This window comes from Burkholderia sp. AU33803, assembly GCF_002223095.1.
Classification (GTDB): Bacteria; Pseudomonadota; Gammaproteobacteria; order Burkholderiales; family Burkholderiaceae; genus Burkholderia.
Genome location: NZ_NKFJ01000006.1, coordinates 863109 through 887842 on the forward strand (window position 1 = coordinate 863109; position 24734 = coordinate 887842).

A 24734-nucleotide genomic window follows, 5' to 3' on the forward strand; every position below is an offset into this window, starting at 1 on the left:
CAGGAGGTCGCAGGCCGTCCATGCGGGTTTCTGCCGCCCAGGTTTTGATGTTCCGTCGAATCTGGAAATCATGTTTTTCACGACTTCTGCCGATCTTCTCGCGACCGTGCGCTATGTATGCCGCTGGCTCGCGCTCTCGGCCCTGCTCGGCACGCTGGCCGGCACGGCTTCCGCCCTGTTCCTGATCGCGCTCGACTGGGCGACCGGCACGCGCGTCGCGCATCCGTGGCTGCTGTGGGGGCTGCCGGTCGCCGGTTTCGCGACCGGCTGGATCTACCATCGCTTCGGCCAGTCCGTCGCGCGCGGCAACAACCTGCTGATCGACGAGATTCACGATCCGAAGGCGCTGGTGCCGAAGCGGATGGCGCCGCTCGTGCTCGTCGCGACCGTCGTCACGCACCTGTTCGGCGGCTCGGCCGGCCGCGAGGGCACCGCCGTGCAGATGGGCGGCGCGCTCGCCGACCGCGTCACGCACGTGTTCCGTCTCGATCGGGAGCATCGCCGCGTGCTGCTGATGGGCGGCATCGCGGCCGGTTTCGCATCGGTGTTCGGCACGCCGCTCGCGGGCGCCGTGTTCGGGCTCGAGGTGCTCGCGATCGGACGCGTGCGGTACGACGCGCTGCTGACCTGCGTGGCATCGGCGATCGTCGCGGACGTCGTCTGCCGCGCGTGGGGCGTGCATCACACGGCCTATGCGATTCCGTTCGTGCCGGCCGTGTCGGCGACCGGGCTGGCCGTGACGGTCGTCGCGGGCATCGCGTTCGGCGTGGTCGGGCGGCTGTTCGCGTTTGCGACGCATGCGCTGACCGCTTGGTTCAGGCGCGTGGTCCGCTATGCGCCGCTGCAGCCGGTGCTCGGCGGTCTGCTGGTGGCTGCGGCCGCCACCGCGCTGAACGTGCCGCAGTATCTCGGCCTCGGCATCCCGACGATCGAGGCCGCGTTCCACGGCCCGCTGCCGCTCTACGATTTCGCGGGCAAGTTCGCGTTCACCGTCGTCACGCTCGCGTCGGGGTTCAAGGGCGGCGAAGTGACGCCGCTGTTCTACATTGGCGCGACGCTCGGCAACGCGCTCGGCCAGGTGCTGGCATTGCCGGTGCCCGTGCTCGCGGGGCTGGGCTTCGTCGCGGTGTTCGCCGGCGCGGCCAACACGCCGATCGCGTCGACGATCATGGCCATCGAACTGTTCGGCGCGGATATCGGCGTGTATGCGATTGTCGCGTGCGTCGTCGCTTATCTGTTTTCAGGGCACGCGGGGATCTATCGCGCGCAGCGCGTGGCGGTGGGGAAGGGGACGCAGGTGGAGGTGGAGTGATGCGGGCGTGGAAGGCGGATTTGTCGCGGCTCCTCCGGAAGCGCGATGCATGCGATGTCGGGGGGAGGGCGTGTCGTTGCTGGCACATCTGATCGGGCCGGGCGGGGCCGGCAAGACCTCGGTCGGGGCGATCGTCGCGGCGCGCCTGCATTGGCGGTTCGTCGACGTGGATCAATGCTTCTTGGCCGCGCACGGGAACATCGCCGATTTCATCCGGGATCGTGGCTATGTCGAGTACGCGTCGCACAACATACGGCTGTACGAGCAACTCAAGCGCGACATGTCGGCGCCCACGATCTGCGCGGTTTCGTCCGGTTTCATGCTGTATCCGGCCGATGTCGCACCGACCTATCCCGCGCTTCGCCATTGCATCGAGGCGGACCGGTTCACTGCGCTCCTGTTGCCTTCGTTCGATCCCGAACGCTGCGCGAAACTGATCGTGGGCCGGCAAATGTCCCGGCCGTATCTGAATGCGAATGAAGCCGACGAGATGCGCAAGATCCGCGATCGGTTCCCCGCATTCATGCGCCTGAACTGCAGGCGGTTTGCGAGCGACGGCCCACCCGAACACGTGGCGGCCGACATCGAACGCTTTATCATGGCGTCGATGCCGTCGAGTGAAGGCCGTCCGGGTCTGGTCGTGGGCGGGCGGCTGATCCCGGCGCTTCGGCGACGGACCTGAAACTCCCGCTCCGTTACGCCTTCGGCAGCTTCGCGACGTTCCGCGCGAGCAACTCCTCGATGTCGATGCCCTTCTCCGCCAGCAACGCGGTGACGACACCGTTCAGTTCGCCGAGCGTCTCCTTGACCGCTTCCCGGATCGTATCGACGACCACCTGCGTGCTGCGCTCGATCTCGATGTTGACCGTGTCGTTGACGCCCTTCGCATCGAAGGTCGTCGCGCGGCGCGTTTCGGGAATCAGCCAGACATCGAACCAGCCTTCGTCGCGGTTGACGTCGGACACCGTCAGGCTGCAGCCGTTGATCGCGATATAGCCCTTCGCGAACACATATCGCTTGAACGCCTCCGGCACGCCGATGCGCACCATCCGGTTGTGTTCGGACACCGCGATGTGCCGGATGGTCCCGGTGAAATCCACGTGGCCGGACAGCGGATGCCCGCCGATCTCCGCGCCGTCCTTCGCGGCCCGCTCCACGTTGATGTGCGCGCCCGTCGTGAGATCGGCCAGCGTGGTGATCCGCAGGCTCGGCAGCATCACGTCGAAGTCGATCAGCTCCGGCGAATGGATGGTCGTCACCGTCAGGCAGACGCCGTCGACCGACACGCTGGCGCCGATCTCGATATCGTCGGTAAAGCGCTCCGGGAATTCGATGCTGAAGGTTCTCAGTTCCCCGTGATCGGCGATGCGCTTGATGGTGGCAACGCCCTGGACAATTCCTGTAAACATGGTCGATCCCTAGTCGCAAATTTCCTGGTCGACATGATACGGGATACCGAAAAAGGGCACTCCTCGGCGCGCGGCGCCGGGGCGGCAGGCCTGACGCGCGGACGTAAAAAAGCCGTGCACCTGGCACGGCCTCGATCCGGATCCGTTTGTCGACGCGCGCCGGCGGCGATGACCGCACCGCCGGCGCGCGTTGACGCGCTTGCATCAAGCCTCGGCCGGCTCGCCCAGCGGCCCGGCATCGTCGTCCGCCGTGCGCCGTGGCGAATCGGCGAGCCCCTTCGCCAGCTCCAGCGCCTGCCGCTCGAACAGCCGGCGATAGATGCCGCCTTCGATCCGGATCAGCGCGTCGTGGCTGCCTTCCTCGATCACCTTGCCGCGATCGAGCACCAGCAGCCGGTCGAGCGCGCGCACGGTCGACAGCCGGTGCGCGACCACGAGCGTTGTGCGCCCGACCATCAGCCGCTCCATCGCCTGCTGGATCAGCAGCTCGCTTTCGCTGTCGAGGCTCGATGTGGCTTCGTCGAGGATCAGGATCGGCGCATCGGCGAGGAATGCACGCGCGATCGCGACCCGCTGGCGTTCGCCGCCCGACAGCTTGATCCCGCGTTCGCCGACGAGCGTGTCATAGCCGTCCGGCAGCGTGGCGATGAAGTCGTGCGCGCTGGCGAGCCGCGCGGCGCGCTCGATGTCGGCCCGGCTTGCATCGGGGCGCGCATACGCGATGTTCTCGGCCAGCGTGCGGTGGAACAGCACGGGCTCCTGCTGGACGATCGCGATCTGGCTGCGCAGCGAATCCTGCCTGACCTGCGCGATGTCCTGGCCGTCGATCGTGATGCGGCCGCCCGACACGTCGTACAGGCGCTGGATCAGCTTGATGAACGTCGTCTTGCCCGATCCCGAGTGGCCGACGAGGCCCACGCGCTCGCCCGGCGCGATGCGCATCGAGAAGTCGTCGTACAGCGGCACCGGATGGTTGCCGTAGCGGAACGTCACGTGCTCGAAGCGGATCTCGCCTTGCCCGATCCGGATCGCCGGCGCGCCGGGACGATCGTCGATGCCGAGCGGCTGGCGTTCGAGCGCGACGAGTTCTTCCATGTCGTTCACCGAGCGCTGCAGGTTGCGGATGTGCATGCCGACGTCGCGCAGGTAGCCCTGCAGCATGAAGAACATCGTCAGCGCGAACGCGATGTCGCCGACGCTCGCTTCATCGTTCGCCCACAGCCGCAGCGCGACGCCGATCATCGCGGCCTGCATTGCGACGAGCATCGCGCCCTGCAACCCGCCGTTGAGCGTGCCGCGCACCCACGTGCGGCGCGTGCGTTGCCGCCACTTGCCGATCACGCGCGCGAGCCGCGCTTCCTCGCGGGTTTCCGCGCCGAACGCCTTCACGACCGCGTTGCAGCTCACGGCATCGGCGAGCGCGCCGCCCATGCGCGTGTCCCACAGGTTGCCGAGCCGCGCGGCCGGCGCGACGATGCCGAGCGATACCGCCACCGTCACCGTGATGTACAGCAGCGAACCCGCGCCGACGACGAGCCCCATCACGGGCCAGTGCGTGCCGAGCAGCACGGTGGCGCCGACCAGCATCGTGACCGACGGCAGCAACGCGATCAGCACGGTGTCGTTCAGCAGGTCGAGCGCCCAGATCCCGCGCGTGATCTTGCGCACGGTCGAGCCCGCGAAGCTGTTCGCGTGCCAGTCGGTGGAGAAGCGCTGCACGCGATGGAACGACGCGGCCGCGATCTCGCTCATCATCTTCAACGTGAGCGTGATGATGTTCAGGTAGACGCCTTGCCGCAGCACCGTCGCGCCGAGCCCGAGCGCCGCGAGCGTGCCGAACGCGACGAGCGCGGCATGCCACGCGGCGGCGCGGTCGGTCAGGCCGGTCGACAGCGCGTCGACGAGGCGGCCGGCGAACAGCGGCGTGAGCACGTCGGCGAGCGCCGCGAGCAGCGCAAGGCTCGCGACCGTGGCGGTGCGCGCCGGCTGCTTGCGCCAGTAGCGGAAGGTAAAGCCGAAGACGGCCTGGAATGCCTGGCCGCCCAGATGGGAGGTTTTTCTGGTCATTTATCGTTGCCCGGCGCATCGCGCGACGGGACTTTCCGGTTCGGAGAACATCGAAAACGCAACAGCCGGGCCGCGCGAAAATCGCGGGTGGAAAACGAAACGGGCTGTCGGGAAACGGCGCGGCTGACGGGTTAGCGGAAAACTCGGGAGCCGGCGCGGACGGCGGGCTGGATCAGCTGCGCCGTGGGACCACGTTCGGGAAGGTGGCTGGCATTCGGAACATCTGCACCTCCCCTGAAGTGAACGGTTGAAAGGACGCCGAAACGACGTGAAAAGATTCTATCAGCAGTGTCGGGCGCGCCGCAACGTCTGACGAATGCGGCGTTGCAGCGTCGATACGGTTAGTATTCAGGGTTTCGCCCCTTCTTTTGCGGCCTTCCGCACTGCGGCAGCGCAAGGGCCGGCACGCGCGCCGCTGACACTTCGGCGTCTGCGGCGCAGGCTGCCGCGGCCCTCGCAGATTCACCACGATACATTCCTGAGGAAACGATGAGCGACGTTCAGCAAGGCATCCTGACCCCGATCGATTCGGCGGCCCGATACCTCACTTTCACGATGTCGAATGACGGCAATGTGGCGGCGGCGCTGGCCGCGCTGCGCGAGATCGTCGACGGACGCGACACGGTGGTCGGGTTCGGGCATGCGCTGGCGGCGTACCTTGGGCGCCCGGTGCCGGGCCTGACCGAATTCCCGGCGTTCGCGGTGAAGGACCGCACGCTGCCGGCGACGCCGGCCGACGTGTGGGTTTGGCTGCGCGGCGACGACCGCGGCGAGATCGTGCTGCGCGCACGGGCGATCGAACGCGCGCTGGCGCCGGCGTTTGCGTTGCAGGACGCGGTCGACGGCTTCCGCTATTCGAACGATCGCGACCTGTCCGGCTACGAGGACGGCACGGAGAACCCGGAAGGCGACGACGCGGTGGCCGCGGCGATCGTGACGGGGCAGGGCGCGGGGCTCGACGGCGCGAGCTTCGTCGCGATCCAGCAATGGCTGCACGACTTCGACCAGATGGAACGCATTCCGTCGGGCGACATGGACAACATCATCGGGCGCCGCCGCTCGGACAACGAAGAGCTCGACGACGCACCCGAGTTCGCGCACGTGAAGCGCACCGCGCAGGAAAGCTTCGAGCCCGAGGCGTTCATGCTGCGCCGTTCGTCGCCGTGGGCGGACGCGCGTCGCGCGGGCCTCTACTTCGTCGCGTTCGGCTGCTCGTTCCGCGCGTTCGACGTGCAGATGCGCCGGATGAGCGGCGCGGAAGACGGGATCGTCGACGGCCTGTTCCGCTTCACGCGGCCGTTGACGGGCGCGTATTTCTGGTGCCCGCCGCTGAAGGACGGCAAGCTCGACCTGTCCGCGCTCGGTCTGTAAGCGCCTGACGGGTTCGACGCAACGGGGGGCCGCGCATCGTGCGCGGCCCCCCGTTTCCTTTTGCGCGGCGATCGTGCGCCGTGTGCTTGCGTGCTTGGCGTGTCAGTTCAACGTCGTGTCGATCCGCGTGCCGCGCTTGATGAACTGCGTGACCGGCGTTTTCTCGCAGATTTCGGCGAGGCGCTGGCGTTGCGCTTCATCGAGCGGACCGTCGAGCGTCACGACGCGGCGCACGTACTGCGTGCCGTCGCGATCGGCATGCAGCTCGGTGCGCACGTCGATGCGCGTGGCCGGCCACGTCTTGCGCTGCATGTACATGCGCAGCGTCGCGGCCGTGCATTGCGCGAGGCCGGCCAGCACGAACTCGTACGGCGCCGGCCCGCGATCCTGGCCGCCTTCGCGGGGCGCTTCGTCGCCGGTCAACGCGTGCGTGCCGGCCTGCAGCTGGACGACGTAGTCGGGTGCATCGGCGTCGAGGACGGCGGCGGCATGGATGAGCGACATGGCAAGTCTCCGGTCAGCGGAAAGAGGGAAAGGGAAGCGGGCGCCGCGTGGCGGCGCGCAGCCGCCAGCATACCGCCCCGATCGGGACGGCGTGCGCCGCGCGGCTACGCGTCGGTGACGCTGGCGCTGCTGCGCACGAGCGCGGCGATACGTTCGCGCACCCACTGGTGTGCGCGATCGGCGTCGCGCGATTCGTGCCAGTACGCAAGGAGCGGGAACGGCTTGAGCCGCAACGGCAGCGGCCGCACGACGATCGGCAGCAGCGCGGCCATCCGCAATGCATAAGTGTGCGGCAGCGTGACCAGCAGGTCGCCGGTCGCGGCGATCTGGCAGGCGGCGAAATAGTGCTGGCAGGTGAGCCGGATATCGCGGAAGCGGCCGTCGTTGCCGAGCAGCACGTCGAGCGATTGCGGCTCGCCGAGCGACGACACCGCGACATGCCGCGCCGCGAAATAGTCGCCGCGCCGCAGCGGCTCGTGCGCAAGCGGATGATCGCCGCGCAGCGCGACGACGAGCGAATCGTCGAGCAGGTGTTCGGTGGCGATGCGCGGGCCGGTCGGCACGCGGCGATCGACGGCGAGATCGAGATTGCCCGAGGCGAGTTCGCGCTCGATGTCGGCCACCGCGATGCGGCGGCTCACGAGCCGCAGGCCCGGCGCTTCGTCGGCGAACGCGGCGACGATCCGCGGCAGCGCGATCGATTCGAGCACGTCGCGAATGCCGACCGCGATGCTCAGGTCGAGCGTCGCGGGATCGAATGCCGACGGCGCGCGCGCGGTGCCTTGCAGGCCCTTCAGGTGCAACTGCACGTCCGCGATGATCGTGCGCGTGCGTTCGGTTGCGACGACGCGGTTGCCCTGCCGCACGAACAGCGGATCGTCGAAATGCGCGCGCAGCCGGTTGAGCGCATGCGTGACGGCCGGCTGCGTGAGGTGCAGCGCGCGGGCGGCCGCGCCGATGCCGCCATGCACGTAGACGGCGTCGAGCACGCGAAACAGGTTCAGGTCGAGACGGTGATCGGCGGGCACGGGGCGCGGGGGGGGCGTGGTGAAGGGTGGACCGATTCTAAAGGATGCGCAGGCAACGGATACGGCGGGCTCTCCTGCGTGGCGATCGATGGCACGGGATACGAGTCGATATCGTTCGAGCCGATATTCGGTGGTGCATTTATCCGGATATCCGACGCAATAAGTCGCAATGAAAATGCGCGAATTGCGCTGCATGCAATCGTAATAATGGGCGATATCGGCCGGGCAATTCCACAGAGGGCCACCGGCAAACCGTGACAGCCTGTAGTAATCCGCCATCATGCTGTCCACGTCGGCCATTTCGCGCCAAAGGCGCGACCCGTTCGGCTAAGATGCCGTCGCTTCATATTTCGGGATAGCCGTCCTGTCGCACGCATTCAAACCAAATATAAGCCTGACAGTTCGACGGTATTAGAAGAAGTCGAACAAGTCGGGGGCTTGGCCAGTGAATGCAGCAGATCAGAGATGGGTCGTTATCTATTTGAGTACGGGATTTTCGTTGGCCCAGGCCGCGCGTCTTGGCGAGGCTTTCAACCTGGCGAATCGCCTGCACGCATACAGTGCTGACTACCAGTTGAAGTACGTATCCGAAAGTGGGGGGCTGGTGCAGTCGTCCTCCGGCGTGAGCATCGCGGCCGATCCGCTCGGTGACGAGCACGGCCGCCGCGCGCTCGCGTTCTTTCATCTTCACGGTGACCGCGCGGTCGTCAACTGGGACGACGCATTGCAGCGTCGCCTCGCCGACATTCGCCGTCATGCGCGCTGGATCGTCGACGGGATGGACCTGCCCACGCTCGCGGCCATGCAGCGTCCGTCGGCGGCGCTCGAAGGGCGGGCCGGCCGGGGCGGGCGACGGATCGCCGCGACGGTCGAGCTGCAGGCCGGCGAAACCGACGTGTTCGCCACCGTGCTCGACATGTTCCGCGTCGAACTCGGCGACATTGCCGCGCAGGAGATCGCCAGCAACCTGCTGCGGCCGGTCGAGCAGCGCTATGCGCAGTCGATGTGGGCCTTTCGCGAGCTGAGCGCGAGCCCGTCGATCCGGATGTCGGCGCAGCGGCTGCGCGCGCAGAGCGTGAACCGCATCTCGATCGCGAACGCGGCCCAGGCCGCCGCGATGAGCGAGCGCAACTTTCTGCGGCGCTTCAAGAAGGAAATCGGCGTGACGCCGACCGAATTCGTCCAGCACGTGCGGCTCGAGCGCGCGTGCCACATGCTGGTCCACACGACGCTGCCGGCCGACAAGGTCGCGCGCCGCACCGGGTTCGGCAGCGGCGAGCGGCTCGCGAAGCTGTTTCGCCAGCGCATGCTGATGTCGCCGACCGAATTTCGCATCGCCGAGCGCGAAAGGATCCTCACCCGCGGCGCGAGGCCGGCCGATACGGGCGAGGGGGCCGGCGACGGCACCGAGGGGCATCGCGCCGCGTGACAGGCCGCGCGGGAGAAAATCGGGCGGATACCCGTAGAATCGTCCTGTCCCGATCTCGAGCCCCGGTTTCCATGTCCTTCCTCCCCACCACCGCCACCGCCCCGTTCTGCCCGTCGGAAGTCAAGGGCAGCATCACGATCGATGCCGCCGCGCCGCGCTGGCAGAAGCTCAAGCGCTTCTTCGGCCCCGGCCTGCTGGTCGCGATCGGCTACATGGATCCCGGCAACTGGGCGACCGACATCCAGGCCGGCTCGCAGTTCGGCTATTCGCTGCTGTGGGTCGTCGCGTTCTCGAGCCTCGCGGCGATCTTCCTGCAGATGCTCGCGGCGCGGCTCGGCCTCGTCGCCGGCCGGGATCTCGCGCAGGCCAGCTACGACCGCTATGGCCGGTTCGGCCGCATCGTGCAGTGGGTGACCGCCGAAGTGTCGATCATCGCGTGCGACATCGCGGAAGTCCTCGGCTGCGCGCTCGCGTTCAAGCTGCTGCTCGGCGTACCGCTCGCGTGGGGGATCGTGCTGACCGCGCTCGACACGGTCATCGTGCTCGGCCTGCAGGGCAAGGGGTTCCGGCAGATCGAGGCGATCGTGCTCGCGCTGATCGCGACGATGGCGTTCTGCTTCGTCGCGCAGGTCGCGATCACGCCGCCCGACTGGCACGCGGTGGTCGGCGGGCTGGTGCCGGGCGATCCGGGCCACGACCGCAAGGACGCGATCGTGCTCGCGCTCGGCATCGTCGGCGCGACGATCATGCCGCACAACCTGTACCTGCATTCGTCGGTCGTGCAGACCCGGCACGTGGTCGGCGGCGCGCGCGGGATGATTCGCGACACGCTCGCGCTGGTGCGCATCGATACCTGCGTGTCGCTGTTCGTCGCGATGCTCGTCAACGCGGCGATCCTGGTCGTCGCGGGCGCGGCCTTCCATGCGACGGGCCAGCACAACGTGACCGACATCGAGCAGGCCTACCACCTGATTACGCCGATCGCCGGCGGCGCGGCCGCACTGCTGTTCGGCGTCGCGCTGCTTGCGTCGGGGCAGAGCTCGACGCTGACCGGCACGATCGCCGGCCAGGTGATCATGGACGGCTTCCTGCATACGAAGATCCCGTGCTACCAGCGCCGGCTGATTACGCGCGGGCTCGCGCTCGTACCGGCGCTGATCGGCGTGCTGTGGCTCGGCGACAGCTCGGTGGGGCAACTGCTGGTGTGGAGCCAGGTGCTGCTGAGCCTGCAGCTGCCGTTCGCGATGTGGCCGCTGATCCGCTCGGTCAGCGATCGCAACACGATGGGCGAGCACACGATCGGGCGCGGGATGCAGATCGCCGCGTGGGCGCTGTTCGTCGTCATCACCGGCACGAACCTGCTGCTGATTACCGGTGTCGCGGGCTGATACAGCCTGACACAGGCTGACACAGTCGCACGGCGCGCATGCGGTAAACTGCGGCCTTTCGATCGTCGTCCGAAGTCCGTTATGTGGAGTGAAATCAGCAACATCGGCGATGCCGCGCTGACCTTGCCGATCGCGCTGACCTGCGCGGCGTGGTTCGCGCTCACCGACTGGCGCCTCGCCGTCCGCTGGGGCGTGCTGCTCGCCGCCGGCATGGGCCTCGTCGGCGCCACCAAGATCCTCTATGCCGGGTGCGGCATCGAGCTGCCGCAATTCGATTTCCGCGTGATCAGCGGCCACACGATGTTGTCGACGTCCGTGTGGACCGTCGCGCTGTCGATGCTGTGGCAGGCGTTCCGGCCGGGCAAGGCGCCCGGCATCGCGGCCGGGCTGGCCGTCGGCGCGCTCACGGCCGTCGCGCGCGTGTTCGATCATTCGCACACCGTGCCGGAGGTGATCGTCGGCTGGATGCTCGGCGCGCTGGTCGCGCTGCTGTTCCTGCGCGGCTACGACAGCGCGCGGCAGCGTGCCTTCTCGCCGCGCGTCGCGGCCGTCTGCCTGCTGCTCGTGTCGGGCATCGCGTACGGGCACCGTGCGCCGTTCCAGCAGATGATCGACACCCATTCGCCGCAACTCTGCGCGTTCGTGCGCGCGCCGTCCGGCGACGGATTCTGACGGTAGCCGGTCGCGGCGCCCCGGCGCCGCGTGCTTGCCGCCGGCATTCGCCCGGCGGTTGCACGATTCCACACCGCTCATCTTCCCGACTGCTTTCGCGTCCGCGCGGAACGCCGCGCTTCGTCATTGCCTGGATCAACGATCCGCCCGGTCTGCATGATCCGCAGGTGCCACCGGCCCGCACCTGCGCGCCGACACGCCAAGGTCATGAACAGAGCCTATGACCGGGCATAACGATTATTCATTTCATCGATTGGCGGCATTCGCGTACGCTGGCTGTCGTTCAACCGGGGCAGGCTGCCCGGCACGTCCGGCCCGCGTCAGGTCCATCTCGATATACTCGTCGAAACCGTGCGGCGCCTCGTGATGTCGAGGCACGGTCGACCGGCCCGCGTCGGCCGGAACAGGCACGGCCCACCCGTCGCGGCAGCGTTCCGCGACGACGATTCACGATAGGAGCAGGTCACATGACAGTCGTTTCTTCGCGCCTTGCCGGCAAGTGCGCATACATCACGGGCGCCGCGGGCGGCCTCGGCCGCGCGATCGCGCGCCGGATGGTCGAGCAGGGCGCACGCGTGTTCGTGACCGACATCGCCGACGCGGCAGTGCTCGACGCGTTCGCGCAGGAACTCAACGCGGGCCATGCGACGCCGGTCGCGTTCGCCGCGACGCAGGACGTGCGCGACGAAGCGCGCTGGCAGGCGCTGCTCGCGCAGGCGGTCGACGCGATGGGCGGGCTGTCGGTGCTCGTCAACAACGCGGGCGTCGGCTCGATCGGCTCGCCCGCGCAGATCGAGCTGGACGAATGGCGGCGCGTGATGGCGATCAACGTCGAGAGCATCGTGCTCGGTTGCAAGCACGCGCTGTCGTATCTGGCCGAAAGCCATCCCGCGTCGATCATCAACATCTCGTCGGTCGCCGCGTTCAAGGTCGAGCCGGATTTCACCGCGTACAACGCGTCGAAGGCGGCGGTCGCGTCGCTGACGAAGTCGGTCGCGATCGACTGCGCGCGCCGCGAGATCGACGTGCGCTGCAACTCGATTCACCCGGCGTTCATCCGCACGGGGATCGTCGAGCCGCTGTTCCAGTCGCTCGGCGAACGCGACGCGACGCGCAAGCTCGCGCGCGGCATTCCGCTGCGCCGGCTCGGCGAGCCGGACGACGTCGCGCACGCGGCCGTGTATCTCGCATCCGACGAGAGCCGCTTCGTGACGGCCGCCGAACTCGTGATCGACGGCGGCATGTGCGCGGTCTGACGCGCATCCCGAACCACTACGACCGGAGGAGAACATCGTGTCCACACCCGTGAACCGCCAACTGCTGCTGAAAACGCGCCCGGAAGGGCGGGTCGGCCGCGAACACTTTTCGCTCGTCGAGACGCCGGTGCCGGCGCTCGCCGACGGCGAGGTGCTCGTGCGCGTGCTGTATCTGTCGATGGACCCGACCAACCGCGTGTGGATGAGCGACGTGCCGCAGTACCTGCCGCCCGTCGCGATCGGCGAGGTGATGCGCGCGCTCGGCATCGGGCGCGTGGTCGCGTCGCGCAACGCGGGGTTCGCGGAAGGCGATCTCGTGCAGGGGCTCGTCGGCTGGCAGGATTACGCGGTCGTGCCGGCCGACCAGGCCGCGCAGCTCGTGAAGCTGCCCGCGGCGTCGGGCCTGCCGCTGCCGACGCTGCTCGGCGCATGCGGGATGAGCGGGCTGACCGCGTATTACGGGCTGACCGATATCGCGCCGGTGCAGCCGGGCGAGACGCTCGTGGTATCGGCGGCGGCCGGCTCGGTCGGCTCGATCGCCGGGCAGATCGGCAAGATCCACGGCGCACGCGTGGTCGGCATCGCGGGCGGCGCGGACAAGTGCCGCTACCTGACCGAGACGCTCGGTTTCGACGCGGCCGTCGACTACAAGGCCGACGATTTCCGCGAGCAACTGAAGGCGGCGACGCCGGACGGCGTGCACGTGAACTTCGAAAACGTCGGCGGCGAGGTGATGCGCGCGGTGCTGTCGCGAATGGTGATCGGCGGGCGCGTCGCGCTGTGCGGCGTGATCTCGAACTACAACAGCGGGCGCGCGGCGGACGACGTCGGCGTGCTGATCTCGAAGCGGCTGACGATGCGCGGCTTCCTGATCCTCGACTATCGCAAGAGCCGTGAAGCCGTGCAGACGCTCGCGGGCTGGCTGCGCGACGGCCGGCTCAAGGCCGAGGAGACGGTCGCGGACGGTCTCGAGAACGCGCCCGACGTACTGAATCGGCTGTTCGATGGCGACCATCGCGGCAAGCTCGTGCTGCGCGTCGATCCCGGCGCGTGACCGGCCCGACGCGCAGCGTGCAATGCCGTTCGTACGCTGCCGCGAGCGGGTGCCGAACGCGGTGCGTTCGAACAACCGTGCATTAGTTTCGGACTAGTCCCATATATTGTCCGGACGTCTCTCCCTAAAGTGATTGCCAGCAGACAGGCGGCGTGACCGACGCGTCACGCCGCCTTTTTTTCTGGTCACGCGGAAGAGGAGAGGGAACATGCGAAACGACGCGAAGCGGGCGGCATCGGTGGCGATGCGCAATCGATCGGTGCGGTGCGCCGGTGCCGTGCGGCAGATCGCAATCGGGCTTGGCGCGGCGTTCGCGATGTCGAATGCGGTGGCGGCCGGGCATGCCGCGTCGGACGGCATCGTACGGTTCACGGGCGCGCTCGTCGATCTCTACGACGTGACGCTCGACGCGCGCTCGGGCGAGGTGGTCGAAGGACGAGCGGTGGCGAACGGCGGGGCGGCGGCAACGCTGCGATTCGATGCCCATGGCCGGCGATTGCCGGGCGCCCAGGTGGCGCTGGTCGGGCCCGACGGTGCGCGGCTCTCGCCCGAAGTCGCTTCGCGTGTGCGGGCAACGTGGCGCGATGCGCACGGCGAGCGAAGCGTGCCGCTGGTATCGGGCCGCACGTATCGCGTGGGCCCGTATGGTGGCGTGATGACGCTGGCGGCGGATGAAGCAACGGGCGCCGAGGCGCCCGTCGTGATCCGCATTCGCCATCCGTGACGGCGCTTGCCGGCAGGTGCGTGGCACACGGCCACGCGATGCGTCATTCGCCCTGTTCGGCGCGCGCGTAGATGTCCCAGCTCGCCATGAACAGCGCGGCGACGAGCGGCCCGATCACGAAGCCGTTGATGCCGAACAGCGCCATCCCGCCGAGCGTCGAGATCAGCACGACCCAGTCGGGCATCTTCGTGTCCTTGCCGACGAGGATCGGGCGCAGCAGGTTGTCGACGAGGCCGATCACGCCCACGCAGAACGCGACGAGGATCACGCACTTCCAGACCGCGCCGATCATAAGGAAGTAGAGCGCGGCCGGCACCCAGACGAGGCTCGCGCCGATCGCGGGCAGCAACGACAGGAACGCCATCAGCGCGCCCCACAGCACCACGCCCTCGATCCCGAGAATCCAGAAGATCAGGCCGCCGAGCGCGCCCTGCACGAGCGCGACCGCGATGTTGCCCTTCACCGTTGCGCGCACGACGGTCGTGAACTTCGCAAGCAGCAGGTTCTTGTGCTCCTCGTCGAGCGGCAGCGCGCGGCGCACGCGGCGGCCGATCTCGCCGCCGTCGCGCAGCAGGAAGAACACCATGTACAGCATCACGCCGAAGCTTACGACGAACTGGAACGTGTTCTGGCCGATGCTGAGCGCCTGGGTGGCCGCGAACTGGCTGATTTGCGCGGCGCCGTCGGTCAGCTTCTTCTGGATGCCCGGGATGTTGGTCAGCCCGTATTTCTGCAGCAGGTTCTGGATCGACGTCGGCAGCGCATGAATGATGTCGTGGAAATACTGCGAATAGTTCGGCTGGGCGTCCTTGAGCTCCTGGTACACGTACGCGATTTCCTGCACGAGCGTCGCGGCGACGAACACGAGCGGCAGGATCACGATCAGGACGATCAGCGACAGCGTCACGAGCGCGGCCAGGTTGCGCCGCTTGCCGAAGCGCGCGGCGAGCCAGCGCTGCACGGGCTGGAACAGGATCGCGAGAATGGTGCCCCAGAACACGGCTCCGGAAAACGGCGCGAGGATCCAGCAGAGTCCGACTGTGACCGCGGCCAGCAGGAAATAGAAGAATTTTTGGTGGTCGTGTCCGCTTTCCATGGATGACGTTCGCGCAGATTGATGCGTGGTTTGATTGAATCTCGTTGCCCCGCGCGCGATCGGTTCCCGATCGTCACGGGTTCGCGGCGAAATGCGACGCAGGGCGGCCCGAAGCGGAGTATGCCCGCAAAGGCGCCGCCATCATAGCCGCTGCGCGCGGCCCATACGAAAACGCCGCGGCCGGGGCCGCGGCGCTGCCGGGAAGCAAACGCGGCGTGACGCCGCGTGCCGCATCGTCAGATATTGAGCTTCGTGACCTTGGTGCCGTTCACCGACAGGTCGCCCATCAGGCCCGCGTTGGTCAGGACCAGCACCTGGACCGGGGCGGTGGCGGTGTTGGAGTCGACCGCGCCGTTCGCGCCGACCTTCACGACCGCGACCGACGCGTCGGCGCCCGCGGCCCAGCCGTCGGACTTGCGGAACGAGTCGAGCGCATCCTGCGTCATGAACAGGAACACGATCGCCTTCGACTGCGCGCCGGCCTGCAGGCCGACCGACAGCGACGACGTATTGTAGTAGCCGACCGTGCTGCCGCCGACGCGCAGCGCGCCGTTGCCGGACTGGCCGCCGACGATGAAGCCGGCCTGCAGCACGTTCGGGAACACGAGCACGCCGCGCGATTTCGCGACGAGTTCACGCGAACCCGGCACCGTCGAATAGAGGCGCGACAGCGTCGCGTTGACGCTGGCGTCGATCGACTGGCGCTTCGACGCGCTGGCCGCGGCGCCTTCCGGTTTGTCCGGGGTGGTCGTGCAACCGGCGAGCGCGAGGCTGCCGAGCAGGACGGCGGCGGCGGCTTTCATGGCAAAGGTCTTCTGCATGGCGTTTCTCCTTCATTTGTCTGATTGAGGACGGACGGGGCGGGCGCGTGGCGGCCCACTCCGCTCAACGGCGGGCAAGGAGCAGGCCCGCAACGAACGCGAGGCCGGCGACGACGCCGGCGGTTTGCCACGGGTTGTCTTGCACGACCTGCGACACGCGTTCGGCCGAATCGCGCAGCCGGGCGGCCGCGCTGCCCGACGCATGGTCGAGTGCGCCGCGCGCTTCATCCAGCTTGGATTGCACGCGCTTGCGCAGCGCGGCGATATCGCCGTCGCCGTCGTTTTTCAGCAGATCTTCCAGTTCGTCGACCAGCCCGCGCAGATCGTCGGTGACGTCGTCATGCAGGTCGCGGGCGGCCGAGCGTGTCGTGCGTCCCACGCGCCGGCCCGTGCGACGAATGTCGGAAAGGCCGCGGTCCAGCTTGTGTTCGATCGAGTCAGTGAGCGCCATGGTGTTTATCCTCCTTCGATTCAAGGCAAATTTGAAGATAAGACGAATCCCAGCAACCTGTGTGATTCACTTGGCCCGATTTTGTTTCGAGACAAATTTTCAATTTGTCTGCAGGATCGCCGCGCAGCCCCGCCGCACGGGGCTGCGCGGCGATTGAAAAAAATTCGCGTTCCGGGCGAAGCGGCGTATCGGGCTGCGATACGCAGTGAAAGCCCGGTAAATATCGCGTCACCCGGGCCACCAGGTAAATAGTGCCGTTGCAGGCCTTGTGCTGATGCAAATGCACTAATCGACCGTTGATCGAGAAGCATGGTTCGTGCCCGGGGCTGCCGACGCGCCGCCATCGCCAAGCGCGACGTCGATCACGACGGGATCGTGATCCGACGACCGGTACGCGTCGGGTGCGTAATAAATCGACCGTTGCGCGGCCGTTTTGTAATCAGGCAACGGTTGCAGGGTGGCCGGCTCGTCGGCGTTGATGTGCCAGACGTGTACGGCCCTCACGCGCGCGGCGAGCGCCGGCGTGGCCAGCGCGTGGTCGAGGCTGCCCGCTTCGCCGCGAAATACGTAGCTGTACGCAGCATCGCCGACGAAGCGGGCCACCAGGTTCGCGTAGCCGCGCGATTCGAGCGCGCGCAACGGGTCTTCCTGCGCGTAGCTGTTCAGGTCGCCGATCAGCAGGACGCCATCGGCCGTGGCGCCGGTCGGCGACGTGGCGAGCCAGTCGGCGACGCGCGCGGCGGCTCGCGTGCGCGCCGCATTCCAGCAGCCCTGGCCGTCCGACTGGTCGCGATCGGCGCCGGTCGCGTTCGGGCAGTTCTTCGATTTCAGGTGATTGACCGCGACCGTGAAGGCGCGCGTGCCGCCGGTGCGCCGGAATGTCTGCGCGAGCGGTGGGCGGTGCCGGCCGCCGAGTGAGACGGTCGCGGCGCGCCCGGCCGGCTCGACCGTGCGGCTGTCGTACAGCAGCGCGACTGCGATCGCATCGCGACCGAGGCGCGCGGTGCCGGGCTCGACCGCGCGCCAGCCGTCGCCGAGTTGCGCGGCGAGACGGCGTACGGCGCTTGTTTCACCGTGGCCGTTGTTCGCGATTTCCACCAGCCCGATCACGTCGGCACGCAGCGCGCGCAACGCCGCGGCGATCTTCGCCTCCTGTCGCGCGAACGCGGCGGGCGTTTTCGCACCGCGGTTGGCCGGGGCATCGAAACCGCCGCCGCGCCCGTCGCCGTTGAAATAGTTGAAAACGTTGAACGACACGATGCGCACGTCGGCGTCCGGGTGCCGGGCCGGCGCCTCGGTGCGCGGGTTCGTCGCGGCATCGAACACCGGCGCCGCGCCGGCGACCGGTTGCAGCCGCCACGCGCCGTAGCGCAGCTCGAGCACGCCTTCGATGCCGCGTACCGTGTAGCCCGCGCGCAGCGTGTTGGCAGCGCTTAGCGCGGGCGGCGGATAGCGCACGGTCGCGGGATCGCGGCGGGCCGAGCCGTCGTCGAGCACGATGCGGTTGCGTGCGTTGGCGGTCGCGATCGCGGCGGCCTCGGCCGGCGGAGCGACGTGGGTCGGGATGCGTAGCCGGCCGTGGCTGAGGACGACGCTGCCGTAGCGGCCGAGTTCGTGGGTATCGCTGACCGTCAGCGTCTGCGGCAGGCGCACCCGCATGCCTTCGAGCGCGGCCAGCACCGCCGGGGTGGCGACGGGTAGTGTGAGCGTGGCAGGCGTGACCTGTTGCCCGCGCGCGCAGACGGTCACGCCGCCCGACAGCGTGAATTGCGTCCGGCCGTAACGCTCGTCGACGCGGCCCGTGAGATGCACGCGATCGCCGGCCTGCGCGCGCGCGCTCGGCGCGTACACGAACACGCCTTCAGGGACGCCCGGCCGGTGCCGTCGCTGCGCGTCGGCCTGCTGGACGAAGAAGCCGCCGAGGCCGTCGGCGCCGCCGAACGCCGCGGTGACGACCGCTTCGATCGAGGTCGTTTGCCCCGCCAGCGGCGACGGGCCGCCGGCGCCGCGAAGGTCGGCAATCGGCGTGGTCGCGCCGCCGCAGCGGGCGCTGACCGGCGGCGCGGCCGAGGCCGGCCGGGCAGGAAGGGCGGCGAGCGCGGCGACGGTGATGAATGGTGCAACGGCAAGCGGCACAAGCAGGTGTGACATGGGGCGGTCCACAGGAAGACAATCCGACGGTTCGGGAAGGCATCTTGACGGCAAAATGTCAGGAAGCGGCCGAAATGGCCGTCCGGCCATAGCCGATCGGCCGACGATGCAAGCCGCGCGGCGGCTGCTACGCTTTTGCATCGGCCGGCGCATCCCGATCGCGCAGCGAGCGCTGCCGCGCCCCATTCCCACAGGAGTCATCCATGTCTTACATGCTGTTGATAGTCGAGCCGACCGAGCAGCGCGCCGAACGCACACTCGACGAAGGTCAGGCGCTGTACGCGCGGATGGTCGATTTCGCCGAGACGCTGAAGGCGCGCGGCGTGCTGCGCGGCGTCGAGTCGCTGGAGCGCGCCGAGCGCGGGACGCGCGTGCAGGTGCGCGACGGCGAGACGCGCCTGCTCGACGGCCCGTTCGCGGAAGCGAAGGAGATGGTCGGCGGCTTCTTCCTCGTCGACGTCGACACGCGCGAGGAAGCGATCGAGATCGCGCGCCAGTGCCCGGCCGCGCAGTGGTGCACGGTCGAGGTGCGGGCGGTCGGTCCGTGCTTCCTGTGATGGCCGCGACTCGGTATTTACCCTGATGTGTCGCGGAGTATGTCGATCCGGCCGTCTGCCGGCCGTCGTCCGGATAAGGCGCCGATATTGGCGCTGCCTTCCACCTACGACAAGGAGTGAACGATGCGATTCATGATCATGATCCGGGCGAACGCCGTCAGCGAATCCGACGCGTTGCCGGACAACCGGCTGGTCGAGGCCATGACCGTCTACCACGAGGAGCTGGCCAAGGCCGGCGTGCTGCTCGACGCGAACGGGCTGCGGCCGAGCGCGCGTGGCTGGCGCGTGCGCTACAAGGACGGCAAGGGCACCGTGGTCGACGGGCCGTTCGCCGAAACGAAGGAACTGATTGCCGGCTATACGCTGATCCAGGTGCGTTCGCGCGACGAAGCGCTCGAATGGACGCGCCGGTTCCCCGCGCCGTTCGGCGCCGAGATGGATTGCGAGATCGAGGTGCGGCCGCTGTTCGAGCTCGACGACCTCACGCCGAGCGACGCGGTCGAGCGGTTCCGCGAACTCCACGTCGGCCGTACCGGCGCCTGACTGATTGCCCGCCTGAATCCACCCTCACCGGGAGTACCCGACATGCACAAGATGGTCTTCATCAACCTGCCGGTGGCCGACCTGCCGCGCTCGAAGGCGTTCTACCAGGCGCTCGGCTACGAGGTCGTACCGGCCTATACCAACGACCAGGCCGCCTGCATCAAGATCAGCGACACGATCTTCGCGATGCTGCTCGTGCGGCCGTTCTTCCAGACGTTCACCGGCAAAACCATCATCGATCCGGCGACGCAGGTGCAGGTCCTGTCGTGCCTGTCGTGCGACAGCCGCGCCGAGGTCGACGCGATCGTCGCGAAGGCGCTGGCGGCCGGCGGGTCCGCGCCGCAGGCGCCGCGCGAGTACCCGAACATGTACGGCCACGGTTTCGACGACCCGGACGGTCATGCATGGGAGCTGATGGCCATGCCGCTGGACGCGTCCGCCGAGGGGCAGGCGTCGTGACGCGTGAGGCGACTCACCGTGCGATCGAGGCGGTCTGGCGGATCGAGGCGCCCAAGATCATCGCGCGCGCCGCGCGCGTGGTGCGCGACGTCGGCGTGGCCGAGGAGCTGGCGCAGGACACGCTCGTCGCGGCGCTCGAGCACTGGCCCGTCGACGGCGTGCCCGACAACCCGGCCGCATGGCTGATGACGGCCGTGAAGCGTCGCGCACTCGATCGTGTCCGGCAGGAGTCGCTCCACGCGGCGAAGCGCGACCAGCTCGGCCACGAGATGGACGCGCTCGAAGCGCATGTCGTCCCCGACATCGCCGAGGCGCTTGCCGACGCGAGCGACGACGACATCGGCGACGACCTCCTGCGGCTGATCTTCACGTCGTGCCATCCGGTGCTGTCGACCGATGCGCGCGTGGCACTCACGTTGCGGCTGCTCGGCGGGCTGACGACGGGCGAGATCGCGCGCGCGTTCCTGACGCCCGAGCCGACGATCGCGCAGCGGATCGTGCGCGCCAAGCGCACGCTTGCGGCGGCGCACGTGCCGTTCGAGGTGCCGGCGGCCGACGCGCGGCCCGCGCGGCTCGCGTCGGTGCTCGAAGTGATCTATCTCGTGTTCAACGAAGGCCATGCGGCGACCTCGGGCGACGACTGGACGCGCCCGGCGCTGTGCGACGAGGCGTTGCGGCTCGGCCGTGTGCTGGCCGGGCTGGCGCCGGACGAGAGCGAGGTGCTCGGGCTCGTCGCGCTGATGGAGCTGCAGGCGTCGCGCATGCATGCACGCACCGACGCGCAGGGCCGGCCCGTGCTGCTGCTCGACCAGGATCGCAGTCGCTGGGATCCGCTGCTGATCCGGCGCGGCCTCGCGGCGCTCGAACGGGCGACGAAGCTCGGCGGCGTGCGCGGGCCGTATGCGCTGCAGGCCGCGCTGGCAGCCTGCCATGCGCGTGCGCGGCACGCGTCGGATACGGACTGGGCGCAGATCGTCGCGCTGTATGACGCGCTCGCCGAAGTCGCACCGTCGCCCGTCGTCGAGCTGAATCGTGCGGTGGCCGTCGGGATGGCGTTCGGGCCTGCCGCGGCGCTCGAACTCGTCGACGCGCTGCGCGACGATCCCGCGCTCGCGCGCTATCACTGGCTGCCGAGCGTGCGCGGCGACCTGCTGGCGAAGCTGGGCCGCGCCGACGAGGCGAAGGCCGAATTCCGCCGCGCGGCGGAACTGACGCGCAACGAGCGCGAGCGCGAGTTGCTGCTCAGGCGCGCGACGGACGCGTGACGCACGCGGCACGCGCGAATGCCGAGCACCGAGCACTGAGCACCTGAGCACCTGAGCACCTGAGCACCTGAGCACCTGAGCACCTGAGCACCTGAGCACCTGAGCACCTGAGCACCTGAGCACCTGAGCACCTGAGCACCCGAGCACCCGAGCACCCGAGCACCCGAGCACCCGAGCACCCGAGCACCCGAGCACCCGAGCACCCGAGCACACCCCCCGGCGCGCCGCCCCGCCAAGCACTATCACCCGGATTGAAAAAGCCTATTGGGGGATGCGAACGCGAGCGCCTAGATTGAAGAGCACGATGCGTGCGCCCCCGGCAAGCGCATCGTTCCCCACATACCTGATCGACCCGGCTCCGCACGCGGCCGCGCCGACTCGAACGGAGGCGCAAATGGCTCAACTCAAGGGCAGCAAAACCGAAGAGAACCTGAAAGCCGCATTCGCGGGCGAATCGCAGGCGAACCGGCGTTATCTGTATTTCGCTTCGAAGGCCGACGTCGAAGGCCAGAACGACGTCGCCGCGCTGTTCCGCTCGACCGCCGAAGGCGAAACGGGCCATGCGCACGGCCATCTCGAATACCTGGAGGCCGTCGGCGATCCGGCAACGGGCTTGCCGTTCGGTTCGTCGCGGCAGAATCTCGAATCGGCGATCGCCGGCGAAACGCACGAATACACCGACATGTATCCGGGCATGGCGAAGACCGCGCGCGACGAAGGCTTCGACGAAATCGCGAACTGGTTCGAGACGCTCGCGAAGGCTGAACGCAGCCACGCGAACCGCTACACGAAGGCGCTCGACAGTCTCGTCGACTGACGGGCCGCCGCGGGCCGCACGGCAGGCCGTGCGACCGGCAAGCGGCCGGCTGTTCGTTCATCGCTGCCCGCATCGCGCGGGCGGCGCGGGCGCGCATGCGCGCCACGCTGGATGGAGCGCCCCATGCCCCACAAGGAAGGCAGTCTCGAAGCCCCGACCCGGCATCCGCTCGACTGGCAGTCCGATGCGTTCTACGACCAGGCCGCGATCGATGCGGAAATGACGCGCGTGTTCGACATCTGTGCCGGATGCCGGCGCTGCGTGTCGTTGTGCGGCGCGTTTCCGACGCTGTTCGATCTGGTCGACGACACGCCGATGGGCGACATCGAGGAGGTGCCGAAGGCTGCGTTCGGCAAGGTCGTCGACCAGTGCTACCTGTGCGACCTCTGCTACATGACGAAATGTCCGTACGTGCCACCGCATGCATGGAACGTCGACTTTCCGCACCTGATGCTGCGCGGCAAGGCCGCGCGCTACAAGCGCGGCGAAGCGACGCTGCGCGACAAGGTGCTGTCGAATACCGACGCGCTGGGCCACTTCGCCGGCATTCCGATCGTCACGCAGGCGGTGAACGCGGTGAACCGCACGCAGCCCGCGCGCCATGCGCTCGAGGCGACGCTCGGCGTCGATCGCCACGCGTGGCTGCCGGAATTCGCGCCGCGCAAGTTCCGGCGCACGGCGCGGCCGTCGGACGGCTTGCCGGTGCGCGACGGCGAACGCACGCCCGGCAAGGTGGCGATCTATGCAACCTGCTACGTGAATTTCAACGAGCCCGGCATCGGCCACGACCTGCTCGCGATCCTCGCGCACAACGACATCCCGTACGAACTCGTCACGCGCGAAGCCTGCTGCGGGATGCCGCTGCTCGAGCAGGGCAATCTCGCCGGCGTGGCCGCGAAGAAGAGCGTGAACCTGCCCGTGCTCGAACGCTACGCGCGCGAAGGCTATGCGCTGATCGGCGCGATCCCGAGCTGCGTGCTGATGTACAAGAGCGAGCTGCCGCTGATGTTCCCCGGCGACGAAGCGGTGCGCGCGGTGGCCGACGCATTCTGGGATCCGTTCGAATACGTGATCGCGCGGCATCGCGACGGACTGCTGAAGACCGATTTCAAGACCGGCCTCGGCACCGTGTCGTACCACGTGCCGTGCCATGCGCGCGTGCAGAACATCGGCCGCAAGACGGCGGACGCGCTGTCGCTCGTGCCCGATACGCGCGTGAACGTCGTCGAGCGCTGCTCGGGCCATGCGGGCACGTTCGGCGTGAAGAAGGCATTTCACGCGGACGCGATGCGGATCGGCGGGCCCGTGTTCAAGGCGATGGCCGAGCCGCAGCCGGATGTCGTGTCGTCGGACTGCGCGCTGGCCGGTCATCACATCGTGCAGGGGATCGACGAGAAGGGGCTGCCGTCCGCGCCGCTCGCGCATCCGCTTACGCTGCTGCGCCGCGCGTACGGCATCTGAGCCGCCGCTGGCCGACCCACGAGGACCTCCCATGACGTTGACCCGCGACTCCCTGCTGACGCTCGAAGCGTACGCGAAGATCCGCAAGGCCGAACACGCGCGGCTCGTCGCGTACAAGCGCCGCCGCGCGGTGGCGCTCGGCAACCACCTGCGTTTCCTGTTCGAGGACGAGACGACGATCCGCTATCAGATCCAGGAGATGCTGCACATCGAGAAGATCTTCGACCAGGCCGGCATCGAAGGGGAGCTGGACGCGTATCTGCCGCTCGTGCCCGACGGCACGAACCTGAAGGCGACGATGCAGATCGAGTACGAGCACGAGGCCGAACGGCGTGCGGCGCTCGCGCGGCTGATCGGTGTCGAGGATCGCGTGTACCTGCAGGTCGACGGGCACGCGCGCGTCTACGCGATCGCCGACGAGGATCTCGACCGCGACACCGCCGAGAAGACGTCGGCCGTGCACTTCGTGCGCTTCGAGCTCGACGCGCCGATGCGCGCGGCGCTCAGGGGCGGGGCGGCGCTGTCGATCGGTTGCGATCACCCGGCCTACACGATGCCGCCGCAGCGCGTGGACGCGGACGTGACCGCGTCGCTGGCCGGCGATCTGCGCTGACGCGTCCGCTGCAACGTCCGGCATGTCCGGCACCGCCCACCCACCGGTTTCCCTTTTTCCATTCCGACCCGAAACATAATTCCCGCCACCGAGGCGGCGCGACCGCCCGCGCGCCGCCCCGAAGTTGTAGCAGACGTCACGAGTTTGCGCGCGGCGAAAAATGTGCGTCGCACGTCACCGTGCTTTCATCACTCGCAGAGAAACAATAAAAAGATTGTGCACGGAGATAATTAAAATCGGTCGAATTTGAATGATTTACCGATTCGTGAATATCTTGTTACGCTTT

25 protein-coding genes are annotated in these 24734 nt (G+C 68.2%); 16 read left to right on the forward strand and 9 right to left on the reverse strand.

The window, feature by feature from the left end:
* Positions 1 to 70 precede the first annotated feature (70 nt).
* Together CFB41_RS21165 and CFB41_RS21170 are read left to right on the forward strand one after the other, a co-directional pair.
* On the forward strand, positions 71 to 1312 hold the full coding sequence (locus tag CFB41_RS21165; RefSeq protein WP_089457773.1) for a voltage-gated chloride channel family protein: 1242 nt from the start codon (positions 71 to 73) through the stop codon (positions 1310 to 1312).
* Between the two features lie 70 nt (positions 1313 to 1382).
* Entirely contained in the window at positions 1383 to 1994 is a 612-nt protein-coding gene (locus tag CFB41_RS21170; RefSeq protein WP_256941114.1) for a shikimate kinase, read from the forward strand.
* Between the two features lie 13 nt (positions 1995 to 2007).
* Here CFB41_RS21170 and CFB41_RS21175 read toward each other — a convergent pair whose 3' ends face one another.
* Together CFB41_RS21175 and CFB41_RS21180 are read right to left on the reverse strand one after the other, a co-directional pair.
* A complete protein-coding gene (locus tag CFB41_RS21175) occupies positions 2008 to 2721 on the reverse strand; it encodes a riboflavin synthase subunit alpha (protein ID WP_089457775.1) in 714 nt (237 codons plus the stop codon).
* A 204-nt stretch (positions 2722 to 2925) separates the two neighbouring features.
* A complete protein-coding gene (locus CFB41_RS21180) occupies positions 2926 to 4788 on the reverse strand; it encodes an ABC transporter ATP-binding protein (RefSeq protein WP_089443046.1) in 1863 nt (620 codons plus the stop codon).
* A gap of 489 nt (positions 4789 to 5277) precedes the next feature.
* Here CFB41_RS21180 and CFB41_RS21190 point away from each other — a divergent pair, with 489 nt between their 5' ends.
* Positions 5278 to 6159: a Dyp-type peroxidase gene (locus CFB41_RS21190; RefSeq protein WP_089457776.1), complete on the forward strand. Its 882-nt coding sequence runs from the start codon at positions 5278 to 5280 to the stop codon at positions 6157 to 6159.
* A 102-nt stretch (positions 6160 to 6261) separates the two neighbouring features.
* Here the strand turns inward: CFB41_RS21190 and CFB41_RS21195 are convergent, their stop codons facing one another.
* Positions 6262 to 6663 carry an OsmC family protein gene (locus CFB41_RS21195; RefSeq protein ID WP_011355890.1) on the reverse strand — a complete coding sequence of 134 codons (402 nt, stop codon included), beginning with the start codon at positions 6661 to 6663 and terminating at the stop codon, positions 6262 to 6264.
* Positions 6664 to 6767: 104 nt separating this feature from the next.
* On the reverse strand, positions 6768 to 7691 hold the full coding sequence (locus tag CFB41_RS21200; RefSeq protein ID WP_089457777.1) for a LysR family transcriptional regulator: 924 nt from the start codon (positions 7689 to 7691) through the stop codon (positions 6768 to 6770).
* A gap of 499 nt (positions 7692 to 8190) precedes the next feature.
* Between CFB41_RS21200 and CFB41_RS21205 the strand changes: the two genes are divergently transcribed.
* The 6 genes from CFB41_RS21205 to CFB41_RS21230 all read left to right on the forward strand — a co-directional run bounded on the left by CFB41_RS21205 (position 8191) and on the right by CFB41_RS21230 (position 14214).
* On the forward strand, positions 8191 to 9120 hold the full coding sequence (locus CFB41_RS21205; protein ID WP_089457778.1) for a helix-turn-helix domain-containing protein: 930 nt from the start codon (positions 8191 to 8193) through the stop codon (positions 9118 to 9120).
* A 71-nt stretch (positions 9121 to 9191) separates the two neighbouring features.
* Positions 9192 to 10508: an Nramp family divalent metal transporter gene (locus tag CFB41_RS21210; protein WP_089457779.1), complete on the forward strand. Its 1317-nt coding sequence runs from the start codon at positions 9192 to 9194 to the stop codon at positions 10506 to 10508.
* Between the two features lie 81 nt (positions 10509 to 10589).
* The gene (locus CFB41_RS21215) at positions 10590 to 11180 is read left to right on the forward strand and encodes a phosphatase PAP2 family protein (protein WP_089457780.1); all 591 of its coding nucleotides are present in this window, start codon (positions 10590 to 10592) and stop codon (positions 11178 to 11180) included.
* 467 nt (positions 11181 to 11647) lie between these two features.
* Positions 11648 to 12436 carry an SDR family oxidoreductase gene (locus CFB41_RS21220; RefSeq protein WP_059521513.1) on the forward strand — a complete coding sequence of 263 codons (789 nt, stop codon included), beginning with the start codon at positions 11648 to 11650 and terminating at the stop codon, positions 12434 to 12436.
* 37 nt (positions 12437 to 12473) lie between these two features.
* Positions 12474 to 13490, forward strand: a complete 1017-nt coding sequence (locus CFB41_RS21225) for an NADP-dependent oxidoreductase (RefSeq protein ID WP_089457781.1) — start codon at positions 12474 to 12476, stop codon at positions 13488 to 13490.
* Between the two features lie 208 nt (positions 13491 to 13698).
* A complete protein-coding gene (locus tag CFB41_RS21230; RefSeq protein WP_089457782.1) occupies positions 13699 to 14214 on the forward strand; it encodes a thioesterase in 516 nt (171 codons plus the stop codon).
* A 43-nt stretch (positions 14215 to 14257) separates the two neighbouring features.
* Here CFB41_RS21230 and CFB41_RS21235 read toward each other — a convergent pair whose 3' ends face one another.
* The 5 genes from CFB41_RS21235 to CFB41_RS21250 all read right to left on the reverse strand — a co-directional run bounded on the left by CFB41_RS21235 (position 14258) and on the right by CFB41_RS21250 (position 18733).
* Positions 14258 to 15310 (reverse strand): AI-2E family transporter, encoded by a 1053-nt coding sequence (locus CFB41_RS21235; RefSeq protein ID WP_039345329.1) that lies wholly within the window; start codon positions 15308 to 15310, stop codon positions 14258 to 14260.
* Between the two features lie 236 nt (positions 15311 to 15546).
* Positions 15547 to 16131, reverse strand: coding sequence for a YSC84-related protein (locus tag CFB41_RS21240; RefSeq protein ID WP_089443037.1), 585 nt, complete (start codon positions 16129 to 16131; stop codon positions 15547 to 15549).
* Between the two features lie 64 nt (positions 16132 to 16195).
* Positions 16196 to 16582 (reverse strand): YqjD family protein, encoded by a 387-nt coding sequence (locus CFB41_RS21245; protein ID WP_089428053.1) that lies wholly within the window; start codon positions 16580 to 16582, stop codon positions 16196 to 16198.
* Positions 16569 to 16862: a hypothetical protein gene (locus CFB41_RS37640; protein WP_143329526.1), complete on the reverse strand. Its 294-nt coding sequence runs from the start codon at positions 16860 to 16862 to the stop codon at positions 16569 to 16571. The genes CFB41_RS21245 and CFB41_RS37640 overlap by 14 nt, the downstream gene beginning before the upstream one ends.
* A 5-nt stretch (positions 16863 to 16867) precedes the next feature.
* Positions 16868 to 18733 (reverse strand): ExeM/NucH family extracellular endonuclease, encoded by a 1866-nt coding sequence (locus CFB41_RS21250; RefSeq protein WP_089457783.1) that lies wholly within the window; start codon positions 18731 to 18733, stop codon positions 16868 to 16870.
* 203 nt (positions 18734 to 18936) lie between these two features.
* On the opposite strand from CFB41_RS21250, the gene CFB41_RS21255 reads away from it, so the two are divergent.
* From CFB41_RS21255 to CFB41_RS21285, 7 genes are all read left to right on the forward strand, one after another.
* Complete coding sequence (locus tag CFB41_RS21255) at positions 18937 to 19290, forward strand: YciI family protein (protein ID WP_089443035.1); 354 nt, start codon at positions 18937 to 18939, stop codon at positions 19288 to 19290.
* A 123-nt stretch (positions 19291 to 19413) separates the two neighbouring features.
* Entirely contained in the window at positions 19414 to 19833 is a 420-nt protein-coding gene (locus CFB41_RS21260) for a YciI family protein (RefSeq protein WP_089457784.1), read from the forward strand.
* A gap of 42 nt (positions 19834 to 19875) precedes the next feature.
* Positions 19876 to 20292 carry a VOC family protein gene (locus tag CFB41_RS21265; protein WP_089428049.1) on the forward strand — a complete coding sequence of 139 codons (417 nt, stop codon included), beginning with the start codon at positions 19876 to 19878 and terminating at the stop codon, positions 20290 to 20292.
* Complete coding sequence (locus CFB41_RS21270) at positions 20289 to 21557, forward strand: RNA polymerase sigma factor (RefSeq protein ID WP_089443032.1); 1269 nt, start codon at positions 20289 to 20291, stop codon at positions 21555 to 21557. Before CFB41_RS21265 ends, CFB41_RS21270 begins: the two co-directional genes overlap by 4 nt.
* A gap of 394 nt (positions 21558 to 21951) precedes the next feature.
* Entirely contained in the window at positions 21952 to 22374 is a 423-nt protein-coding gene (locus tag CFB41_RS21275) for a rubrerythrin family protein (RefSeq protein ID WP_027791020.1), read from the forward strand.
* Positions 22375 to 22497: 123 nt separating this feature from the next.
* Positions 22498 to 23835 carry a heterodisulfide reductase-related iron-sulfur binding cluster gene (locus tag CFB41_RS21280; protein ID WP_089457785.1) on the forward strand — a complete coding sequence of 446 codons (1338 nt, stop codon included), beginning with the start codon at positions 22498 to 22500 and terminating at the stop codon, positions 23833 to 23835.
* A 31-nt stretch (positions 23836 to 23866) separates the two neighbouring features.
* Entirely contained in the window at positions 23867 to 24448 is a 582-nt protein-coding gene (locus CFB41_RS21285) for a DUF3501 family protein (protein WP_089457786.1), read from the forward strand.
* Positions 24449 to 24734 lie beyond the last annotated feature (286 nt).

What these genes read in the sequence shown, in the direction of transcription:
- CFB41_RS21235 (WP_039345329.1), bottom strand. Translation starts at nt 15,310, where the DNA reads ATGGAAAGCGGACACGACCACCAAAAATTCTTCTATTTCCTGCTGGCC.
- CFB41_RS21220 (WP_059521513.1), top strand. Translation starts at nt 11,648, where the DNA reads ATGACAGTCGTTTCTTCGCGCCTTGCCGGCAAGTGCGCATACATCACG.
- CFB41_RS21210 (WP_089457779.1), top strand. Translation starts at nt 9,192, where the DNA reads ATGTCCTTCCTCCCCACCACCGCCACCGCCCCGTTCTGCCCGTCGGAA.
- CFB41_RS21240 (WP_089443037.1), bottom strand. Translation starts at nt 16,131, where the DNA reads ATGCAGAAGACCTTTGCCATGAAAGCCGCCGCCGCCGTCCTGCTCGGC.
- CFB41_RS21285 (WP_089457786.1), top strand. Translation starts at nt 23,867, where the DNA reads ATGACGTTGACCCGCGACTCCCTGCTGACGCTCGAAGCGTACGCGAAG.
- CFB41_RS21175 (WP_089457775.1), bottom strand. Translation starts at nt 2,721, where the DNA reads ATGTTTACAGGAATTGTCCAGGGCGTTGCCACCATCAAGCGCATCGCC.
- CFB41_RS21195 (WP_011355890.1), bottom strand. Translation starts at nt 6,663, where the DNA reads ATGTCGCTCATCCATGCCGCCGCCGTCCTCGACGCCGATGCACCCGAC.
- CFB41_RS21180 (WP_089443046.1), bottom strand. Translation starts at nt 4,788, where the DNA reads ATGACCAGAAAAACCTCCCATCTGGGCGGCCAGGCATTCCAGGCCGTC.
- CFB41_RS21230 (WP_089457782.1), top strand. Translation starts at nt 13,699, where the DNA reads ATGCGAAACGACGCGAAGCGGGCGGCATCGGTGGCGATGCGCAATCGA.
- CFB41_RS21250 (WP_089457783.1), bottom strand. Translation starts at nt 18,733, where the DNA reads ATGTCACACCTGCTTGTGCCGCTTGCCGTTGCACCATTCATCACCGTC.
- CFB41_RS21165 (WP_089457773.1), top strand. Translation starts at nt 71, where the DNA reads ATGTTTTTCACGACTTCTGCCGATCTTCTCGCGACCGTGCGCTATGTA.
- CFB41_RS21245 (WP_089428053.1), bottom strand. Translation starts at nt 16,582, where the DNA reads ATGGCGCTCACTGACTCGATCGAACACAAGCTGGACCGCGGCCTTTCC.
- CFB41_RS21190 (WP_089457776.1), top strand. Translation starts at nt 5,278, where the DNA reads ATGAGCGACGTTCAGCAAGGCATCCTGACCCCGATCGATTCGGCGGCC.
- CFB41_RS21215 (WP_089457780.1), top strand. Translation starts at nt 10,590, where the DNA reads ATGTGGAGTGAAATCAGCAACATCGGCGATGCCGCGCTGACCTTGCCG.
- CFB41_RS21280 (WP_089457785.1), top strand. Translation starts at nt 22,498, where the DNA reads ATGCCCCACAAGGAAGGCAGTCTCGAAGCCCCGACCCGGCATCCGCTC.
- CFB41_RS21265 (WP_089428049.1), top strand. Translation starts at nt 19,876, where the DNA reads ATGCACAAGATGGTCTTCATCAACCTGCCGGTGGCCGACCTGCCGCGC.
- CFB41_RS21260 (WP_089457784.1), top strand. Translation starts at nt 19,414, where the DNA reads ATGCGATTCATGATCATGATCCGGGCGAACGCCGTCAGCGAATCCGAC.
- CFB41_RS21275 (WP_027791020.1), top strand. Translation starts at nt 21,952, where the DNA reads ATGGCTCAACTCAAGGGCAGCAAAACCGAAGAGAACCTGAAAGCCGCA.
- CFB41_RS21255 (WP_089443035.1), top strand. Translation starts at nt 18,937, where the DNA reads ATGTCTTACATGCTGTTGATAGTCGAGCCGACCGAGCAGCGCGCCGAA.